At 43.5% G+C, this 19983-nt stretch carries 19 protein-coding genes and 1 other RNA gene; 6 read left to right on the forward strand and 14 right to left on the reverse strand.

Annotated features, from left to right (window positions below; translation table 11 throughout):
• Window positions 1-8 precede the first annotated feature (8 nt).
• Together M5X66_RS12360 and sdhE are read right to left on the reverse strand one after the other, a co-directional pair.
• On the reverse strand, window positions 9-419 hold the full coding sequence (locus tag M5X66_RS12360) for a protein YgfX (RefSeq protein WP_036951135.1): 411 nt from the start codon (window positions 417-419) through the stop codon (window positions 9-11).
• Complete coding sequence (gene sdhE, locus M5X66_RS12365; RefSeq protein ID WP_036951240.1) at window positions 400-666, reverse strand: FAD assembly factor SdhE; 267 nt, start codon at window positions 664-666, stop codon at window positions 400-402. The genes M5X66_RS12360 and sdhE overlap by 20 nt, the downstream gene beginning before the upstream one ends.
• Before the next feature lie 291 nt (window positions 667-957).
• Between sdhE and ygfZ the strand changes: the two genes are divergently transcribed.
• Together ygfZ and M5X66_RS12375 are read left to right on the forward strand one after the other, a co-directional pair.
• Window positions 958-1944 (forward strand): tRNA-modifying protein YgfZ, encoded by a 987-nt coding sequence (gene ygfZ / locus M5X66_RS12370; protein ID WP_270103602.1) that lies wholly within the window; start codon window positions 958-960, stop codon window positions 1942-1944.
• Between the two features lie 11 nt (window positions 1945-1955).
• Window positions 1956-2576 (forward strand): HD domain-containing protein, encoded by a 621-nt coding sequence (locus M5X66_RS12375; RefSeq protein ID WP_036951137.1) that lies wholly within the window; start codon window positions 1956-1958, stop codon window positions 2574-2576.
• Between the two features lie 69 nt (window positions 2577-2645).
• Here M5X66_RS12375 and gcvP read toward each other — a convergent pair whose 3' ends face one another.
• The 7 genes from gcvP to M5X66_RS12410 form a co-directional block, all read right to left on the reverse strand.
• On the reverse strand, window positions 2646-5522 hold the full coding sequence (gene gcvP, locus M5X66_RS12380) for an aminomethyl-transferring glycine dehydrogenase (RefSeq protein ID WP_036951138.1): 2877 nt from the start codon (window positions 5520-5522) through the stop codon (window positions 2646-2648).
• A 190-nt stretch (window positions 5523-5712) separates the two neighbouring features.
• On the reverse strand, window positions 5713-6105 hold the full coding sequence (gene gcvH, locus M5X66_RS12385) for a glycine cleavage system protein GcvH (RefSeq protein WP_036951141.1): 393 nt from the start codon (window positions 6103-6105) through the stop codon (window positions 5713-5715).
• Window positions 6106-6197: 92 nt separating this feature from the next.
• Window positions 6198-7292, reverse strand: a complete 1095-nt coding sequence (gene gcvT / locus M5X66_RS12390; RefSeq protein ID WP_036951142.1) for a glycine cleavage system aminomethyltransferase GcvT — start codon at window positions 7290-7292, stop codon at window positions 6198-6200.
• A gap of 475 nt (window positions 7293-7767) precedes the next feature.
• Window positions 7768-8994 (reverse strand): FAD-dependent 2-octaprenylphenol hydroxylase, encoded by a 1227-nt coding sequence (gene ubiI, locus M5X66_RS12395; RefSeq protein WP_108478269.1) that lies wholly within the window; start codon window positions 8992-8994, stop codon window positions 7768-7770.
• A 25-nt stretch (window positions 8995-9019) separates the two neighbouring features.
• Window positions 9020-10198, reverse strand: a complete 1179-nt coding sequence (gene ubiH / locus M5X66_RS12400; protein WP_036951146.1) for a 2-octaprenyl-6-methoxyphenyl hydroxylase — start codon at window positions 10196-10198, stop codon at window positions 9020-9022.
• Between the two features lie 37 nt (window positions 10199-10235).
• Window positions 10236-11558, reverse strand: coding sequence for a Xaa-Pro aminopeptidase (gene pepP, locus M5X66_RS12405; RefSeq protein WP_036951148.1), 1323 nt, complete (start codon window positions 11556-11558; stop codon window positions 10236-10238).
• Window positions 11559-11722: 164 nt separating this feature from the next.
• On the reverse strand, window positions 11723-12301 hold the full coding sequence (locus tag M5X66_RS12410) for a YecA/YgfB family protein (protein ID WP_036951150.1): 579 nt from the start codon (window positions 12299-12301) through the stop codon (window positions 11723-11725).
• A 221-nt stretch (window positions 12302-12522) separates the two neighbouring features.
• Between M5X66_RS12410 and zapA the strand changes: the two genes are divergently transcribed.
• The 3 genes from zapA to M5X66_RS12425 all read left to right on the forward strand — a co-directional run bounded on the left by zapA (window position 12523) and on the right by M5X66_RS12425 (window position 13885).
• Window positions 12523-12852 (forward strand): cell division protein ZapA, encoded by a 330-nt coding sequence (gene zapA / locus M5X66_RS12415; RefSeq protein WP_036951152.1) that lies wholly within the window; start codon window positions 12523-12525, stop codon window positions 12850-12852.
• Between the two features lie 110 nt (window positions 12853-12962).
• A non-coding RNA gene (ssrS, locus tag M5X66_RS12420) (6S RNA) lies at window positions 12963-13145 on the forward strand.
• A 137-nt stretch (window positions 13146-13282) separates the two neighbouring features.
• Window positions 13283-13885: a 5-formyltetrahydrofolate cyclo-ligase gene (locus M5X66_RS12425; protein WP_270103603.1), complete on the forward strand. Its 603-nt coding sequence runs from the start codon at window positions 13283-13285 to the stop codon at window positions 13883-13885.
• 50 nt (window positions 13886-13935) lie between these two features.
• Here the strand turns inward: M5X66_RS12425 and serA are convergent, their stop codons facing one another.
• Together serA and rpiA are read right to left on the reverse strand one after the other, a co-directional pair.
• The gene (gene serA, locus M5X66_RS12430) at window positions 13936-15186 is read right to left on the reverse strand and encodes a phosphoglycerate dehydrogenase (protein ID WP_036951154.1); all 1251 of its coding nucleotides are present in this window, start codon (window positions 15184-15186) and stop codon (window positions 13936-13938) included.
• 446 nt (window positions 15187-15632) lie between these two features.
• The gene (rpiA, locus tag M5X66_RS12435) at window positions 15633-16292 is read right to left on the reverse strand and encodes a ribose-5-phosphate isomerase RpiA (protein ID WP_108478272.1); all 660 of its coding nucleotides are present in this window, start codon (window positions 16290-16292) and stop codon (window positions 15633-15635) included.
• A 197-nt stretch (window positions 16293-16489) separates the two neighbouring features.
• On the opposite strand from rpiA, the gene M5X66_RS12440 reads away from it, so the two are divergent.
• Entirely contained in the window at window positions 16490-17410 is a 921-nt protein-coding gene (locus M5X66_RS12440) for a LysR family transcriptional regulator ArgP (RefSeq protein WP_036951157.1), read from the forward strand.
• Here the strand turns inward: M5X66_RS12440 and M5X66_RS12445 are convergent.
• From M5X66_RS12445 to mscS, 3 genes are all read right to left on the reverse strand, one after another.
• Window positions 17400-18128 carry an oxidative stress defense protein gene (locus M5X66_RS12445; protein ID WP_036951158.1) on the reverse strand — a complete coding sequence of 243 codons (729 nt, stop codon included), beginning with the start codon at window positions 18126-18128 and terminating at the stop codon, window positions 17400-17402. The two genes, M5X66_RS12440 and M5X66_RS12445, sit on opposite strands and share 11 nt — an antisense overlap.
• Before the next feature lie 115 nt (window positions 18129-18243).
• Window positions 18244-18861, reverse strand: coding sequence for an arginine exporter ArgO (argO, locus tag M5X66_RS12450; RefSeq protein ID WP_132495786.1), 618 nt, complete (start codon window positions 18859-18861; stop codon window positions 18244-18246).
• A 217-nt stretch (window positions 18862-19078) separates the two neighbouring features.
• On the reverse strand, window positions 19079-19951 hold the full coding sequence (gene mscS / locus M5X66_RS12455; protein ID WP_036951161.1) for a small-conductance mechanosensitive channel MscS: 873 nt from the start codon (window positions 19949-19951) through the stop codon (window positions 19079-19081).
• Between the last annotated feature and the right edge of the window lie 32 nt (window positions 19952-19983).

The raw sequence follows: 19983 nt of genomic DNA on the forward strand, positions 1-19983 counted from the left end.
CTGCAATATCAAATATCAGGGTATTGCAGTAGTAATTGATTGAGATTGCGCCAATTCTCTTCGGAAACAGAATCCTTTGCAATCCACAAGCGAAGCTTCTGAGGCTTACCTTGCAACGCATTAAGCGTTAATAAAATACCAAAACGGCTACACCATGGCGCTTTGATAATTTCCCACTCATTCTTTTTCCATTGAAGCTTGTTGCCATTCACCAATACAGCCACACCTTTGACTTTAGCGATATTTTTTTGGCTTTTTGCCCAACTAGCTACCAACACCACTAATAATGGCAGCCAAATCATTGAATTACCTGGAGCCCATGGTGCAACAAGCAAAATAATGCCCGTTACCCCATGAAGACAGGTGGAAAAAAGCTGAGTTTTCCATGAAATGGAAAGATTAGATTTCCACAGGACCACGATTTTTATTTCTTTCTTGAATGAGTTTAATCATAGAGAACAGTTCTTCGTCCTCCGGACGCCCGTGATTCATCAACCAATTGAACAAATCTGGGTCTGGACATTCGAGCAGGCGCACAAAAACACGCTTATCGTGGTCTGTTAGCTCGTCATATTCATATTCAAAAAATGGCATGATAGAAATATCAAGCTCACGCATGCCTCTCCTGCACGCCCAATGAATTCGCGCCTTGTTATTGATATCGATTTGACTTTGCCCGCTAGGCATTCCATTATCCATTTCACTACGACCTTTTGTTGCAGTTGACTGATAAGATTGATTATTTTAAATACTCTATCAGATAATCTGTCAATAAAACATGTCACACTCTACATAGTTCACATTTTAGGTTGTAAAATACCGTTTTTCTACAAACTATTTACCCTCTTATGCTGAATAATAGGTTAATGGCACTTTAGTTCGGTTTGAGGCTTGCAATGTGACCTAGCTATTTTACCATTAAGCACCATTATCAAATAAAGAACAACAGGTGAAATCATGACTTCCCATGTAGACAACGCACAACAGTTTCCCCTCGATTCTCAGTCTTTACCCCTTGTTTTGATTTCACTGGAAAACTGGGAACTTATCCACCTACACGGCGCTGATGCAGAAAAATATCTGCAAGGACAAGTCACCGCCGATATCAGCACACTTGAGCATGCACATACACTAACCGCTCATTGCGATCCAAAAGGAAAAATGTGGAGTGACCTACGTTTATTCCATCACTTAGCCGGTTATTCTTATATTGAAAGACGCAGTGTTGCTGATGCCCAACTCGCAGAGTTAAAAAAATACGCTGTTTTCTCTAAAGTCACTTTTGAAAAGAAACCTGAACTGAAATTACTGGGTGTGGCAGGCCAAGGCGCACGAGAAGCGCTTTCATCCGTGTTCGCCACACTACCCGATACCCAAAACCAAGTCATCGCAGAAGGCAACAGTACCCTTCTACATTTTGACCTTCCCGCAGAGCGATTTTTAATTATTACAGACGAAACGACTGCTCAAAACATCACCGAGACCTTAAATGCGACATTGGTTTCTGACCAACAATGGTTAGCATTAGAAATTGCGGCGGGCTTTGCCGTTATCGACCAAGAAAATAGTGCCCAACATCTGCCTCAAGCTGCAAACTTACAAGCCATCCCTCACGGAATTAGCTTTAAAAAAGGCTGCTATACCGGCCAAGAAATGGTTGCACGCGCCAAGTTCCGTGGTGCCAATAAACGCGCGATGTACTGGCTAACGGGCACTGGCTCCTCACTTCCAACTATTGGTGATGGTGTTGAGTGGCAACTCGGTGAAAACTGGCGCCGTACCGGAACAGTACTCGCCGCCGTACGTTTAGGGAATGGAGAACTTAGCATCCAAATCATCATGAACAACGATATGGAAGCTGATAGCGTGTTTCGCGTTATGGGTGACGAGCAAAGTTGCCTGACCATTGCACCACTGCCTTATTCATTAGAAGAAGATAAATAATTGGGGTTTTTATGTCATCTGCAATAAGTAATAAGCCACTCGACGTTTTGAATTTTGGGGCTTTTACTGAAGTCGTACAATTTTTGATGGAGCTCGATAAACTGAAAAGCGTTTATCGCAAGAATAAATTATTAAACCGCGAAAGACACGAAAACACAGCCGAACATAGCTGGCAGTTTGCTGTTGCTGCTATGGCTTTTGCCCCTTATGTGCCGGGCGTTAATCTTGAACGCGCCATTAAACTTGCGCTCGTTCATGATATCGTCGAAATTGATGCAGGTGACGTTTTGGTGTTTGATAATGCCGCTCGTGAAGCCATTCATGATGACGAAGTCAAAGCAGCTAACCGCCTGTTTAATCTACTGCCAAGCCCGCAAAATGCTGAATTCTTAGCATTATGGAATGAGTATGATGCCGTCGAGACATTGGAATCGAAATATGCCAATGCCATTGATAGAGCCATGCCGATGTTATTGAACTTGCATAATCAGGGTCAAAGCTGGGTTGAAAACCATATTCGTCATGAGCAGGTCGTTAGTAAATGTGACTATATTCAGGAGATCCTCCCTGAATTTTGGTTGCAGCTTAAACAGCAATTAGAGCAAGCCCACCAAAAAGGCTGGCTGCTGTAATTAAAAAAATAAAACAAAAAACGCCAGATAAATATCTGGCGTTTTCATATTAAAAAGCTAAAAAATTAATTACATATACTCATCAATAGGCACACAAGAGCAATGTAAATGGCGGTCGCCATAAACATCATCAAGGCGTTTTACCGCTGGCCAGTACTTGTTCACTCGTGTTGCATGAGATGGGAATACCGCCAATTCACGGCTATAGCTATGACCCCACTCTTCTGCCAACTCAGTTTGAACGTGTGGCGCATTGACTAACGGGTTATCTTCCAGCGTCCATTTACCTTGAACCACTTGATCAATCTCATCGCGGATAGCCAGCATTGCATCGATAAAGCGATCGATTTCCACAATACTTTCTGACTCAGTAGGTTCGATCATCAACGTACCTGCAACTGGGAATGACATGGTTGGCGCATGGAAACCATAGTCAATCAAGCGCTTAGCAATATCCAGCTCACTGATGCCTGTATCTTTCTTGATTGGACGTAGATCCACGATACATTCATGAGCCACATAACCTTCTTGTCCGGTATAGAGGATCTCATAGCGACTCGCTAAACGCTTCGCAATATAGTTAGCGTTCAAGATTGCCACTTGGCTGGCTTTTCTCAGCCCATGAGAGCCCATCATTCGGATATACATCCAGCTAATTGGCAGAATAGAAGCGCTACCAAATGGCGCAGCAGAAACCGCACCTTGTTCGGTTAGCATTTCTTGAGTGACGACAGAGTGCCCTGGTACAAACGGTGCTAAATGTTTCTTCACACCGATAGGTCCCATACCTGGGCCGCCACCGCCATGAGGAATACAGAAGGTTTTATGTAAGTTCAAGTGAGACACATCCGCGCCGATAAAGCCCGGTGTTGTCAGCCCCACTTGTGCGTTCATATTCGCGCCATCTAAGTAAACTTGCCCGCCATATTGGTGGATAATTTCACACACTTCGCGAATGCTCTCTTCATACACACCGTGAGTTGACGGGTAAGTCACCATCACGCATGAGAGCGCTGCACTGTGCTCCTGCGCTTTTTCTCGCAGGTCAGCAAGGTCAATGTTACCTTCATCATCACAGCGTACCACCACCACTTCCATACCCGCCATGTGAGCAGAGGCTGGGTTAGTTCCGTGAGCAGAGGCTGGGATCAAACAAATATTACGTGCGCCTTCATTGCGGCTTTCATGGTAACGACGGATTGCTAACAGACCCGCATATTCCCCTTGAGCCCCTGAGTTAGGTTGCATACAGACAGCATCATATCCCGTCAATTGCACTAGCCAGTGGGAAAGCTGCTCAATCATTTGATGATAACCTTGCGCCTGCTCCGGTGGACAGAACGGGTGTAACTCACCAAATTCAGGCCACGTAATTGGCAGCATTTCCGCAGCAGCGTTAAGTTTCATAGTGCAAGAACCTAATGGGATCATCGCTTGGTTCAACGCTAAATCCTTACGCTCTAAGCTGTGCATGTAGCGCATCATTTCCGTTTCGCTATGATAACGATGGAAATTTGGATGGGATAAAATCACGTCATCACGCAACATGGCTGCTGGAATTGCACTTTCACTTTCCGAAACTTGCTTATCTAATTTTTCGAAATCCAGTTTTTGGTCAGTACCCGTGATCACAAAGAACAGTTCGTTGAGATCTTGGCGAGTGGTAATTTCACTGAACGTAACACCCACTGCACCGTGAATATCTGTCCGTAAGTTTATTTTTGCTTTTTCAGCGCGCGCTAAGACCGCCGCTTTGTCTGCTACTTCGATAGCCAGAGTATCGAACCACGTTTTATGGCGCAGAGCGATGCCTGACTCTGTAAGCGCTTTCGCAAAAATTGAGCTAAAGCGATGAATGCGCTGAGCAATCATTTTCAAGCCTTCAGGCCCATGATACACCGCATACATCGCGGCAATATTGGCCAGTAAAACTTGGGAAGTACAAATGTTGGAGTTCGCTTTTTCACGGCGGATATGCTGTTCACGAGTTTGCATCGCCATACGTAGCGCAGTATGACCTGCAGCATCACGAGAGACCCCGATAATGCGTCCCGGCATCGCACGTTTGAATTCATCTTTACACGCAAAGAATGCAGCATGAGGGCCACCATAACCCATTGGTACACCAAAACGCTGCGCTGAGCCGAAAACAATGTCAGCCCCTTGTTTTGCAGGTGCTGTCAATAACACTAATGCCATCATATCGGCAGCCACACAGCTGACAATATTCTTCGCTTTTAGTTTGGTAAATAACTCGCTGTAATCATGAATATTCCCTGTGGTGCCAACTTGTTGCAGTAATGCACCAAACACACCTTCATGTTCCAGCACTTTTTCCGCACTGTCGACAATCACTTCAAAGCCAAATGTGCCTGCACGAGTCCGCACAACATCAAGGGTTTGAGGATGGACGTCATCCGCAACGAAAAAGCGTTCTGCATTTTTCAATTTACTGATGCGTTTTGCCATCGCCATGGCTTCTGCTGCCGCTGTCGCTTCATCCAGCAAAGAAGCTGATGCTAAATCTAAGCCCGTTAAATCAATCGTTAATTGCTGGAAATTCAGCAGTGACTCAAGACGACCTTGGGAAACTTCGGGCTGATAAGGGGTATAAGCCGTATACCAGCCTGGGTTTTCGAGCAAATTACGTAAGATAACAGGAGGAAGGATCACTGGGGCATAGCCCATGCCGATATAACTTTTATAACGTTTATTTAGGGAAGCAATCCCTTTTAATTCTGCGAGCGCTTCTTGCTCGGTTGCACCACCGCCGACTCTTGGTGGCTCAGGCAGTAAAATGGCTTTCGGGACAATTTTGTCCATTAAATTATCGAGGGAAGTCGCGCCAACAGTACCTAACATGGTTTTTATTTGTTGTTCTGATGACCCTATATGGCGCGAGATAAATTCTGAACGGTTTTCTAGTTGACTCAGTGACATCGACATATCTGTGTTCCCATCCTTTTTGCTATGCGTAGCGTAGGTTATAAGACTCTAGCGATGATAAAACCTATTGATAAACTGCGAGATAAGTAGACTAGTTCAAACTAACCTTGGTTAAAAATATTCATTATGTTCTTGATATTTCGCACTGTAGCAAGCGATCACACTACAGTGCGAAACATGATGCTGTGGATTACTCTTCCGCAGCGATCATGCTCAGATAACCTTGAGCATCGATAAGGTCAGCTAACTGAGAGTCATCGCTCATCTTAATACGGAAAATCCAGCCTTCTTGATATGGCGATTCGTTCACCAGCTCTGGAGAGTCGCTGAGTGCACTGTTAACTGCAATAATTTCACCACTAATCGGTGCATAAATATCGGATGCTGCTTTCACAGATTCAACGACAGCACAGTCGTCCCCTGCGCTCACTACATCACCCACATCGGGTAAATCAACAAACACCATATCGCCTAAAGTTTCTTGCGCATGTTCAGTAATACCCACAGTGAACTCACCGTTTCCTTCATCACGCAGCCATTCGTGTTCGCGGGTATATCTTAATTCTTTAGGTGCATTGCTCATTTCTAGCCTCTCTTTTGATTCTGACCATATGTTCTTGAGAAAAAGTTTTTGAGAAAACGTTTTAAAATCAATTTGTATTAGAAAATATCTAATTACACTAATGCCTTACCTTCACGGACAAATCCTGGTTTTACCACTTCAACCGGCATTTCCCGCTGACGAATTTCAACGATGGCGTGATTTTTAATGTCACCCGGTACACGCGCTAGCGCGATACTGAAACCTAACGTTGGAGAGAATGAACCACTAGTGATCACTCCCTCATGCAATTTACCTGATTCATCCGTAAAGCGCACAACCTGTTCAGCACGTAAAATGCCTTTTTCGCGCATCACGATACCCACCAGCTTATCGGTACCTTTCGCTCGCTGTTTTTCCAACGCTTCACGGCCAATAAAGTTTCTGTCTTGCGGCTCCCAAGCAATTGTCCACCCCATATTGGCCGCTAATGGAGAAATAGACTCATCCATATCTTGCCCATAGAGATTCATACCCGCTTCAAGACGCAGAGTATCACGAGCGCCTAAACCTGCTGGATGAACGCCTGCCTTCAGTAATTTATGCCAGAAATCCACGATATGCTGTTTCGGCATCGCAATTTCATACCCTTTTTCACCGGTGTAGCCCGTGGTCGCAATAAACAGATCGCCAGTTTGAACACCATAAAAAGGCTTCATATCTTTGATGGCAGCACGTTGTTCTTCAGTCAGCAACGTGTGAACTTTTTCTTGAGATTTCGGACCTTGAACGGCAACTAATGCCAAATCATCACGTACAGTAATCGCGACCGCATAATCTTTCGCGTGCTGCTCAATCCATGCTATGTCTTTGTCTCGCGTCGCAGAGTTAACCACAAGGCGGTAGAAATCATCTTCAAGGTAATAAACAATCAGGTCATCAATCACACCACCTGATGCATTCAGCATACCTGTATACAGTGCGCGACCTTTGATGGTGAGCTTAGCAATATCATTGGCGAGAAGATAACGAAGAAAATCGCGGCAACCTTCGCCATGTAGGTCAACAATCGTCATGTGGGAAACATCAAACATTCCTGCATCGGTTCGAACAATATTATGTTCGTTGATTTGTGAACCATAGTGCAGTGGCATCATCCAGCCATGAAAATCCACCATTTTTGCGCCGCAGGCTATATGCTCATCATATAGAGTCGTTTGCTTTACCATGAATACCCTCTTTACATTACTGTGTCTGATGGGGTGATTGCGTAATGAACGGCATAAATTTTTTTCTGTGAACCCCGTTTCATCAAAACGCAAATCATCGGATTTGATTCAAAACCGCTAACATTCAAAATTGGATGCTATAAATAAAAATAGGGTGATGTACTCTCTGTATTACTGATTGCGCCCTCACATTACCAGTGGTTTTTGTTAAATAATTGAGAACGATCACTCAATCCCTTCATATTTGGCTTATTAGTGCGCAAAAAATCATCGTAATTGAGACTTAACCCAAAAATGTGGACAAATTCAGAAAAACACATAAATTAGAAAAACTAATCCGAAATCATGGGTAAATTAGTTTTTCTCAGCTATTGCTAGGCAAGACTGGTTGCGAACAAAATGGAAAGAGAAATAAAAAACCTGAGTATTTAAAATTAAACACTCAGGTTATTTGGAAGAGAAAATTCAGACGGAATTAAGCGTTATTAGTCGGTAGTTGCTTTAGCCATTTTGGCATATCCGATAAGCCCATCGCGTGGTTTAGTAGTTGAGGCTTAACACCCGGTAAACTGTCCGCTAAAACAAGACCAATATCTCGCAGCAATTTCTTCGCAGGGTTGTTGCCATCAAACAGTTCACGGAAACCTTGCATTCCCGCTAACATCACCGCTGCGCTGTGCTTGCGGCTACGTTCATAATCACGCAAATAGAAATATTGACCAAAATCTTTGCCTTCACGATGTAGCCTTCTGATTTCACCAATCAGCATAGCGACGTCCATAAAACCAAGATTCACCCCTTGGCCCGCCAAAGGATGAATGGTGTGAGCCGCATCCCCGAGTAGCGCTAAACGCTGCGCCGCAAACTGACGCGCATAACGTCCGGTTAATGGGATAGTTAAACGGTCGCTTTCTAATTGGCAAAAACCTAAATTAACATCAAATGCGACGGTCAATTCTTTCTCAAATTCTAACTTATCTAAATCTTGACGACGCGCAGCGGCTAAGTTTGGCTGAGACCAAACAATCGAACATAAGTGCGGGTCGCTTAGCGGTAAGAACGCGAGGATGCCTTCCCCATTAAAAGCCTGGCGAGCAATACCTTCATGGGAACGTTCGGTTCGAATAGTTGCTACCAGTGCGGTATGTTCATAATCCCAGAAAGTGAGCGGAATATCTGCATGACTACGCAGCCATGAATTTGCGCCGTCAGCCCCGACTATCAAGCGAGCCGTCAGCATATTTTCATCATCTAACGTGATGAAAACGTCATTTTCTCCCCATACCACCTTCTTGATGGTTGCAGGGGCCAGTAAAGTTACATCACGCAATTGGCTGGCTTTTTGCCATAAGGCATCGCGCACCACATTGTTTTCAACGATATGACCTAAATGCGAGAGATTTTGGTCTTTAGCAGAAAAAGCAATACGACCGAAACTGTGGTTATCCCACACTTCCATCCCGCTATAGGCGGCAGCACGCATCCCTTTGATTGCTGACCATACATCTAAATGAGTCAATAATTTTTCACTGGCGGCATTGATTGCCGACACGCGTAGCGCATGGGGATCGTTAGCAGAGAATGGCGTTTTAGGTGGATGGTTTTCAACGACCGCCACACGTAAACCACTGCCTTCGAGTCCACATGCCAGTGCGAGTCCAACCATACCACCACCGGCGATAACCACATCAAACGATTGCATATTTTTATTCCTCTTAGTTTTGTGGTTATTTATGTGCGACCCAGCCAAGGGTTTGGCGGGCTAAAACATCACGAACAGGCGGCAACATCTCCATCGCCATCAGGCCTAAATTACGCCCCACAATTAATGGGAAGCAACGATTAGCAAATAAGCGCACCAGACCATCGGTCATGGTGACTGTTTTTTCTCGATCGGCTAATCGGGTTTGTTGGTACTGACTTAGCAATGAATAACTGCCAATATCTTGCTGATTATCATGAGCATTGACGACTAACTCAGCTAATTGCATGACATCACGGATCCCAAGGTTGAAACCTTGCCCTGCAATTGGGTGTAATGTTTGCGCTGCATTTCCCACCAACGCAACACGGTGACTAACAGGATTCACCGCTTTTCTTAACACTAATGGGTAACAATTACGTTTACCAGCTTGGGTTATTTCCCCTAAACGCCAGCCAAATGCTTGCTGTAATTTGCGAATAAAGGTTTCATCATCCCACGCATTAATATCGTCAGCATGTTCTTGGCGATGACACCAAACTAACGAGCTACGCCCTTCAGACATAGGTAATAATGCCAAAGGACCAAATTCAGTAAAGCGTTCGAAGGCACGCCCTGCGGGGTCAATCGATGTTTTCACATTGGCAATAATTGCCACTTGTCCATAATCATCTTGCTGCCATTGCATATTGCAAGCTTGACCAATCGCAGAACGGCTACCATCCGCCGCCACTAATAAACTGCCCGTGATTTGCTCACCGCTGTCTAACGTGACAGTCACGTTGTCCACTGTACGCTCAACATGCTCCACTTTAGCAGGACAATAAAGTGTAACGCCGGGTGCTTTACGTAACAGTGAAAATAAACGAGCACCTGCTTCATGCAATTCGATCACATTACCCAATTCAGTGATTTGGTGATCTTCAGCATGAATATTAACAAACCCTGCATGCCCTCTATCGGACACATGAACGTGATTAATGGGGGTAACGCAATCAGCAAATGCAGACCAAACACCAATCGACGATAGGTACTGGCAAGTGCCGTGCGCTAACGCAATCGCTCGTGCATCAAAGCCCGGATGCTGGTTATCCGGTTGAGATGCTTCGATTAGTGATACCGAAACACGTCCTCGACTGAGTGATGAAATTGCCAGTGCCAATGTCGCGCCAGCCATTCCTCCCCCAACAATAATCACATTCATAGGTTGTTAATTACCTTCTATTATTACTTTTTACTGCTTAACCTAAGCGTTTTTTAGCCGCCGCCATTAACGCTTCAATTTCATCAGGATCTTTAACGACCATCGCCGTTAAGTTTTCATTCCCATCTTCAGTGATAAGAATGTCGTCTTCGATACGTACGCCAATACCACGGTATTGAGGCGGTACGTCAGCATCTGGCGCAATATATAATCCTGGTTCAATGGTTAGCACCATGCCCGGCTCTAAAATGCGGTCTCTTTCTACACCGTAAAAACCGACATCATGAACATCTAAGCCCAGCCAATGGCTTAAACCATGCATAAAAAATGGATGATACGCTTTGTTTTCGATCAATTGTTCGACGTCACCCTGCAAAATGCCTAATTTCACTAAGCCTTCTGTTTTAATGCGAACAATTTGACGAGTCACTTCGTGGATACTGGTGCCTGGGCGGTAAAGTTCTAATGCGGTGTTAATAGATTGAAGCACGATATCGTAAATTTCACGCTGTTCTTTGGTGAATTTTCCGTTCACAGGGAAAGTTCGGGTGATATCCCCTGCGTAACCTTCTAACTCTGCACCGGCATCAATTAGGACTAAGTCCCCATCTTTCATCGCACATTCATTTTCTGTGTAGTGCAAAATGCAGGCGTTTTCGCCACTACCGACGATGGTGTTATAAGATGGGAAACGCGCACCATGGCGAGTAAATTCATACTCAATCTCACCACAGAGTTGGTATTCATACATATTCGGGCGGCAAGTTTCCATTGCACGAATATGGGCTAATGCCGAAATTTCACCCGCTTTGCGCATGACGGCCATTTCTGCATCCGACTTAAATAGGCGCATTTCGTGCACCATTGGACGCCAGTCAATGAGCGTGCGAGGGGCTTTTAAGTTGCGACGGCTTCCTCGACGCAGAACATCCAATGCACCGAAAACCAGTTTATCCGCGTAATCAAATTCACCTTGAGCGTGATAAACCACATCGAGACCATTGAGTAATTGATAAAGCTGGTCAACGATTTCATCGAATGGCAGCGCTTTATCAATACCTAATTTTTCTGGTGCAGCATCTTGTCCTAAGCGACGCCCAAACCAAATTTCTGCGGTAAGATCGCGAACACGGTTGAATAGCACGGTGTGGCTATGTTTCTCGTCACTTTTTATTAAAACTAAAACCGCTTCTGGCTCACTAAATCCAGTCAGATATAGAAAATCACTGTGCTGGCGATACGGATATTCGCAATCCGCATTACGTTGTGCTTCAGGTGCTGAAAAAATAATAGCAGCACTTGCTGGCGCCATTTGAGCCAATAATGCATTACGACGAGAAATAAATTCCTGCTTATTCATACCGTTATTGCCTTATTATTTGGGTTTTAGATTGGTTGCTTGTTTGATAATTAGCTAAAAATCAAACGGCAATCAGTTCAAATTAGGTAAATCCGTTCCTTAACCGTAGGTGACTGACAATGCAGAAAGCCTACAGTTAGTGGGTCGCTACCTAATATTATAGATTAGTGAAGAACGGGCTTGATATTCTCAACAGCGGTTGGGCCTTTTTTCGGCTCAGCCAATGCGATATAACACAGTTGAACGGCAACTCTCACATATTCAACAACTTCTTCTAATGCTTGCTCTAACTCTTCTTGGTCTTCTTCTTCATCATAACCAAGCATACCGATGTTACGTAGATCGGTAATTACTTCACTAATCTCTTTTTTATCAGTCAGTTTAGGTTGAGCAACACCAATGCCAAGTAAGAAGTGGTTAACCCAGCCAGCTAGTGCATCCGCATGGTCAAACACAGAAGCGTCTTCATCCGGAAATAGCATATTGAATGCAAATTCGGTGTCATCTAATGCTTCAAATGTGAGGTCATACAGTTCACGCAGCGGTTGTGAAACGGTTTGCGGAAACGCAAGTCCGTCATTTGCTAGATCATGAACAAGGGTTTGCCAACCGAGGTCACGGCTTCCTCCACAAATCAGTCCGGTTATTAAACCATGGATCTCGGCGGCAGTGAGTGCGATTGAGTGCTGTTGGAGTAAGTTGTCCAACGATTCATAGTTAGGTAAAGATTTTTGTATAGACATCTGAATTCGTCATGTTAGCTTGGGATTCGTGATATGCTACCACCAAGGATAGCCGCTAGACCAGTCTGCTTTTTTTGTCTGAGTTATTATTAGCTTATTTTTATTCTAAACTAGTAATATATCGCCAATGCCTATCTAAGCATAAGCTATGCAAAAATTAACAACATTTACGCCAAATGTCCTACTTTTATTGGCGAAAAAGATTTTAGTATGGAGGTATCATGTCCGCACAACCCGTTGATATTCAGATTTTTGGGCGCTCTATGCGCGTTAATTGCCCAATAGAACAAAAAGAAGCGCTCTTAGAGTCAGCAAAAGAATTAGAAGAACGCTTAAAAACGTTAAAAGACCGAAGCGGTGTCACTAACACTGAACAACTTATTTTCATTGTCGCATTGAACGTCTGTCACGAATTAGCACAAGAAAAGACAAAAACGCGCGATTATGCTTATAATATGGAAGAGAAAATAAAAGTATTGCAGCAGACGATTGAACAAGCGTTGCACGATCAGGTGAAAATCACTGAGAGGCAGGTATTGCCCCTAGAGTAAATATGCTTATTAATCAATCACTAGTAAAATAATAAAACGAAAAATTAGGTTGCATTTACACTCTAATTTCGTACAATGAAATCACTGAGTAACGAAAGTTCTCAAAACAAATTTCTCTGAGATGCGCGTCAGTGGGTAAGTCCCCTGAGCCGATATTTCATACCAAACAGAATGTGGTTATTGCGCTGGTGAGCATGCCTGATTCGCTCAGGAAGCCTAAAGGTTGCTAAACTGCGTTCACCTTGAACCAAGGGTTCAAGGGTTACAGCCTACAACGGCATCTTGGAGACCTCCCTTCTATTTAGTCTGCGCTGTATTCTTTGCACAAAATCTCAAACCCACACTAAAAATTACGTATTCCTATTCCTTGCGATATACTGTTTTGTAAATTTTTCCACGAGTTATCAACTTGATATTAGGAATATGATTTATGGAAATGGTTATGTCAGATACGCTATCTTCACTACGTCAGCAAATCCGTAAATCTATTCGAGCTACCAGACGGGAACTGACGCCTGAAGTTCAAGATGATGCGGCACAACGCATTATCGCCCACACACTTAATCACCCAAAAGTCGCACAGGCTAAAACTATCGCCCTATTTCTTTCGTTCGATGGTGAAATTAATACACGTCCATTAATCCAAGCCCTTTGGGATCACGGTAAACAAGTTTATCTTCCCGTTATTCACCCTTTTGATCCTCACCACCTATTATTTTTGCACTACACGCCGAAGACTACCTTAGTAAAAAATAAATTTAATATTGAAGAGCCACAATTGAATGTATTAGATGTATTACCTATCGAGCGGCTGGATATTATGATGATCCCGCTGGTAGCTTTTGATAGCCAAGGGCAACGGTTAGGAATGGGAGGCGGATTTTATGATAGAACATTGGCAAATTGGCAACAAACTGGCTCTTATCCTATTGGACTCGCCCATGATTGTCAGTTAGTTGAAGATTTACCTGTCGCGCACTGGGATATTCCATTACCAGAAATTATTACCCCGAAAAAAATATGGCGCTGGTAGATACCAACGCCACTGTGCTTTTAATGAAATGTTTTTAATGCATCGACTGATTAGAACAGCAGACGAGCACGGATGGTGCCTGGTAGAGATTTTAATTTCAGTAATACTTCATCCGCTTGGCTTGGTGACTGCGTCAACACATCAATAACCACATAGCCCACATTCCCCGAGGTTCGCAAGTATTGCCCAACCACGTTAATGTTATTTTCAGTAAACACTTGGTTGATACTGTTCATGATACCAGGGCGGTTTTCATGAATGTGCAGTAAACGGTTAGTATCATCCATATGCACTGGCAGCGAAACTTCAGGGAAGTTAACCGCAGATAATGTTGAACCGTTATCTGAGTATTTTGCCAGTTTACTTGCCACTTCTAAGCCAATATTTTCTTGCGCTTCTTCCGTTGAACCACCGATATGTGGAGTCAGAATAACGTTATCGAATTTAATCAACTCAGAAATGAATGGGTCATTAGGATCGTTGTTTGCTGCTGGTTCCGTTGGGAAAACGTCAACCGCTGCACCTGATAATTTCTTGCTTTCTAACGCTGAACTTAATGCAGGAATATCAACAACAGTACCGCGTGATGCGTTGATGAAAATCGCACCTTGCTTCATTTGCTCAAACTGCACTTCGCCAAACATGTTTTTCGTGCTGGCCGTTTCAGGCACATGTAAGCTCACCACATCGCTCATTTTTAATAATTCTGGTAATGAACGAACTTGAGTTGCGTTACCTAATGGCAATTTGTTTTCGATATCATAGAAGTAAACATCCATACCGATACCTTCAGCTAAGATCCCTAACTGTGTACCGATATGACCATAACCGACAATACCTAAGCGTTTGCCACGAGCTTCAAAGCAGCCTTTCGCTTGTTTTTCCCAGATCCCGCGGTGTGCTTGCATATTCGCTTCAGGAATACGACGTAACAGAAGTAATAACTGACCTAATACCATTTCCGCCACGGAACGGGTGTTGGAGAATGGTGCATTAAAGACAGGAATACCGCGCTTCGCTGCAGCATCGAGATCAACTTGGTTGGTTCCAATACAGAAACATCCCACAGCCACCAATTTTTCTGCTGCGGCAAAGATCTCTTCCGTCAAATGAGTACGGGAGCGGATCCCCACAAAACGTGCATCTTTAATCGCTTCTTTTAATTCTTCGTCCGACAGCGCACTTTTGTGATATTCGATATTGGTGTAACCCGCTGCTTTGAGGTTATCCACAGCACTTTGGTGAACACCTTCAAGCAGTAAAAATTTAATTTTGTCTTTCTGCAAAGATACCTTGACCATTTACCCTACCCTATCGTACTTAATTTTTGACCGATGAATTTCGTATGAACTCAAAATAATTCGAGATGCACGCCATGAAATTAAGGCACTCCAGCCCCCTCACATGCACCTTGAAATAAAACGAGAATACCAACATAGCAAAATTCAGCGCAGTAGCAATACAAACGATTGCTTAGACTCTGCTAAAAAGTGTGATGAAAAAGAAGTTATGTGGTGGAAAATCTAGAGCGGTAACACAAAATAAGCATTTTGCCCACCCAATGGGCATTTGTGTGAGATATATCACCAAAATAACGGAAGGTAAAAAAAATTTAAATAATTTTCATGTTGATGATATTTACAAAAGTCATTAACCATCAAACTATTTAGTTAAAAACACGCTAATCAAAAACAAAATAAGCCAGTGAACTCAAAAAGCCACTGGCTTATCATTACATTCTGATTAATTACAACTTAATGGTTTTTACGCCATCAGCCGTTCCCATCAGCACAACATCCGCACCACGGTTAGCAAATAACCCGACTGTTACGACACCAGCAATGCCATTGATTTTATTTTCTAATGCGACTGGGTCGAGAATTTCTAAATTGTGAACATCTAAAATAACGTTGCCGTTATCCGTCACCACGTTTTCACGGTAAACCGGCTGACCACCCAGTTTGACTAGCTCACGAGCCACATAGCTACGCGCCATTGGGATCACTTCCACTGGTAGAGGGAATTTGCCCAGTACGCCCACCAGCTTAGATTGGTCTACGATACACACGAATGTTTTAGCAATGGCAGACACGATTTTTTCACGGGTTAACGCTGCACCACCGCCTTTGATCATGTTCATATTACCGTCAACTTCGTCAGCACCATCAACATAAACATCTAATGAATCCACGCTATTACAGTCAAAAACGGGAATACCCAAGGATTTTAATTTTTGCGTTGATGCTTCAGAGCTAGAGACTGCGCCTTCGATTTGCCCCTTCATTGTTGCTAATGCATCAATAAAATGAGAGGCAGTAGACCCCGTACCAACACCAACAATGGTGCCTGGTCTAACATATTCTAATGCTGCCCAACCTACTGCTTTTTTTAATTCATCCTGAGTCATGCGAGAGCCTTATACTGAAATAATGAGTCATTAAGTAGATGCTCAATAGTATATACCGGACACCCAGCAAGTTGCAGTATTGTTATTAGGGATTGTGCACTACTTCTTATGAAAAATACCCTTTAGGAATATTTGCAAGTGTTATCCCTAAAAATATGGCATAGTGATTGGCAGAATAACAAGAAGGAGAGTTTTTGATGAAGCGCCCTGATTATCGCGCCTTGCAAGCACTGGATGCCGTCATTCGTGAACGCGGATTTGAACGAGCAGCACAAAAATTGTGTATCACCCAATCTGCGGTTTCTCAACGAATCAAACAGTTAGAAAACCTTTTTGGTCAGCCTTTACTCGTGCGCACCGTTCCGCCACATCCGACTGAACAAGGTCAAAAACTGCTAGCGCTGCTTCATCAAGTAGAATTACTCGAAGAACAGTGGCTTGGAGATGAAAACAGCGGCTCTACCCCATTATTGCTCTCCTTAGCGGTCAACGCCGATAGCTTGGCAACCTGGTTCTTACCTGCATTGAATCCAGTTCTGGGCAACACCCCTATTCGCTTGAATATTCAAGTGGAAGATGAAACTCGTACCCAGGAACGTTTAAGACGCGGTGAAGTAGTCGGTGCTATCAGTATTCAGCCACAAGCGCTACCGGGCTGTTTAGTCGATAAACTGGGTGCTCTGGACTATATTTTCGTGGCATCTCCTGGCTTTGCGGCTAAATATTTCCCTGAAGGTGTAACTCGCGCATCGCTACTAAAAGCGCCTGCCGTGGCTTTTGACCACTTAGATGATATGCACCAAGCCTTTGTACAACAAAACTTTGGTCTATCGCCAGGTAGCGTCCCTTGCCATATCGTTAACTCATCGGAAGCGTTTGTGCAGCTAGCAAAACAGGGCTCAACATGCTGTATGATCCCACACTTGCAGATTGCCAGCGAATTAGAAAATGGTGAACTAATCGATTTAACACCGGGGTTGTGCCAGCGCCGTATGCTTTATTGGCATCGTTTTGCGCCAGAAAGCCGCACAATGAAGAAAGTGACTGACGCCCTGCTAAAAACAGGACGCCAGATGCTAAAACAAGATGATGAAATTGCGGCTGAAATTAACGCTTAATTTCAAAAACCACATCGACTTGGTCATTAAAATCAATACTTTGTTGCTCATAGGTCTCATCAACATTGAGATCTTGAGCAGCGGCTTTCAATGAACCGCCACGGCTACGCATCGCCATGGGGTATGGCACATCTGATGGAGCATTGTAATTAATGCTGTAAATCGGTCCTAACTGGGCATTAAACCCTTTCGCCAACGCTTCAGCCTGCTGTTGAGCATTCTTCATTGCTTGGTCACGCGCAGCATTACGATATTTCTGCGGATCATTCACGCCAAATTGGACTGAATTAATTTCATTCAATCCTGCCGCTAATGCACCATCGAGTAGAACATTCAGTTGATCCAGTTTTCTCACTTTCACTTCAACAGTTCTTGTCGCGGTATAGCCTTTTAAGGATGCTTTCGCAGACGAACTATAATCATAATTTGGTTGCGTACGCACATTGGCAGCTTCAATATCTTGCTTTTCAATGCCATTTTTCTTTAGAAATTCATAGTATTCAGCAACACGCTTATCAACGGCGGTTTTCGCAGCAGCGGCATCTTTATTGGTTACTTGCACATTAATGCTCAGCGTGGCCATATCTGGCGCCACTTTCACAGCACCACTTGCTGATGTCGAAATATGCGGCCCCTCTGGTGCGGCGCTTGCCAATGACATGGTTGGTACCGCAAGACCTGCCAGCAGGGCAGCAACAACGATAGATTTCAATTTCACAGAACCTCCCAATGGTATTTTTCTCTACAAGAAAAAGGAAGTTCATCACAAACTTCCTTTGATTAAGGTTCACATTATCATATTCAGCGCAAACTGCGATTCAGAATAATGCTAATTAATAACCCAGACCATGCATCGCGAGTTTAAATGCAATAAACCACATGACACAACCGACAAACAGGTTAATAAAACGCTGAGAGCGTGGTTTATTCAGTATAGGAGAAAACCAAGCGGCTAACATGGCTAATAAGAAAAACCACACGAATGAAGCCGTTAAGGCCCCTGCTGTAAACCATGGGCGTAATTGGCTTTCTAATTGCCCACCCACACTACCTAACACCACAAACGTATCTAAATACACATGAGGGTTAAGCCAAGTGACCGCAAATAAAGTCACAATCACTTTCCAGCGTGTCATCGTTTTACTTTCTAGCTGTAAGACCTCATCATCTGGGGTCATGGCGGTACGAAACGCACCATAGCCATACCACGCTAGGAAAGCGACCCCAGCCCATGTAATTAACGCCATCAATAACTCAGACTGGCTTAATAGCGCACTACCGCCAAATACACCAGCAATAATTAAAATCGTGTCACTTAGCGCGCATAATAATGCACTCATTAAATGAAACTGTTTGCGACTACCTTGTTGCAACACAAACGCATTTTGTGGCCCCAAGGGCAATATCATTGCAGCCCCAAGCAGAGCCCCCTGAAAATAAATCGTAAACATGCAATTTTTCCTAATAATTATTCAGATTATCTGCAAAGAATGATATCCAGAAAAAATTATTAGTGAAAACGATTAACTCTAATGGACCATAAGTAGAGCTAATCAGGATTGGCAATAACGAAATGATGAAAAGTCAGGATGAAGTTAAGGACAAAGTGCAAATAAAAATGGCGCAACTTTTAGATCACGCCATTTTTAAAGATAAATACGTTAATACTTATTCAGCAGAAATATTTTTTGCGCTGGTATTAACTTGGTGAAGATGAACATCCATTTGCGGGAATGGAATACCAATATTGTGCTTATCAAGAGCACGCTTAAAGTTTTCCATTAAATCCCAATAAACCGGCCAAGTATCGCCATTCGTTGTCCAAAAACGCACTAAATAGTTTAATGAAGATGGTGCCATTTCATTTAAACGGATAGTCACGCCTTTATCGTGCAGAATGCGCGAGTCAGCAGCAACGATATCACCCAATACTTTTTTAACCACATCAATATCAGAATTGTAAGCAACACCGACCATAATATCTTGGCGACGAAGCGGCTCACGAGTCACGTTAATGATGCTGTCACCAATAATTTTACCGTTTGGGATCACCACAATACGGTCATCTGCCGTTCTCAATGTAGTTGAGAAAATTTGCACGCTTTGTACTGTACCGTCAATCGCACCAATCTTAACAAACTCACCCGCTTTTAATGGTCTGAATACCACCAGCAGAACGCCCGCAGCAAAGTTACCTAATGAATTTTGTAATGCTAAACCAACCGCTAAACCGGCGGCACCCATTACCGCGATGACAGAGGCAGTTTGTACGCCAATTTTGCCCAGCACAGCAATTAGGGTAAATGCCACAATGGTATAGCGAGCAATAGCAGATAAGAATTCGCTAACAGTGGAGTCAATTCCTCTCATTGTCATCACGCGATTCAAACCACGGCTAACCCATTTAGCAATCATCAAACCCACAATTAAAATAACAAGTGCGGAAACGATATTGACGACATACTGGACTAGCAGATCCTGATTTGCCACAAACCAATTTGTTGCATCATTCAATGCGCCTGTAACATCATCAGTATTCATATGTATATCCTTTTCGATCAAATTTAGACTAG

The organism is Providencia sp. PROV188, assembly GCF_027595165.1.
In the GTDB taxonomy this organism is placed as follows: domain Bacteria; phylum Pseudomonadota; class Gammaproteobacteria; order Enterobacterales; family Enterobacteriaceae; genus Providencia; species Providencia lanzhouensis.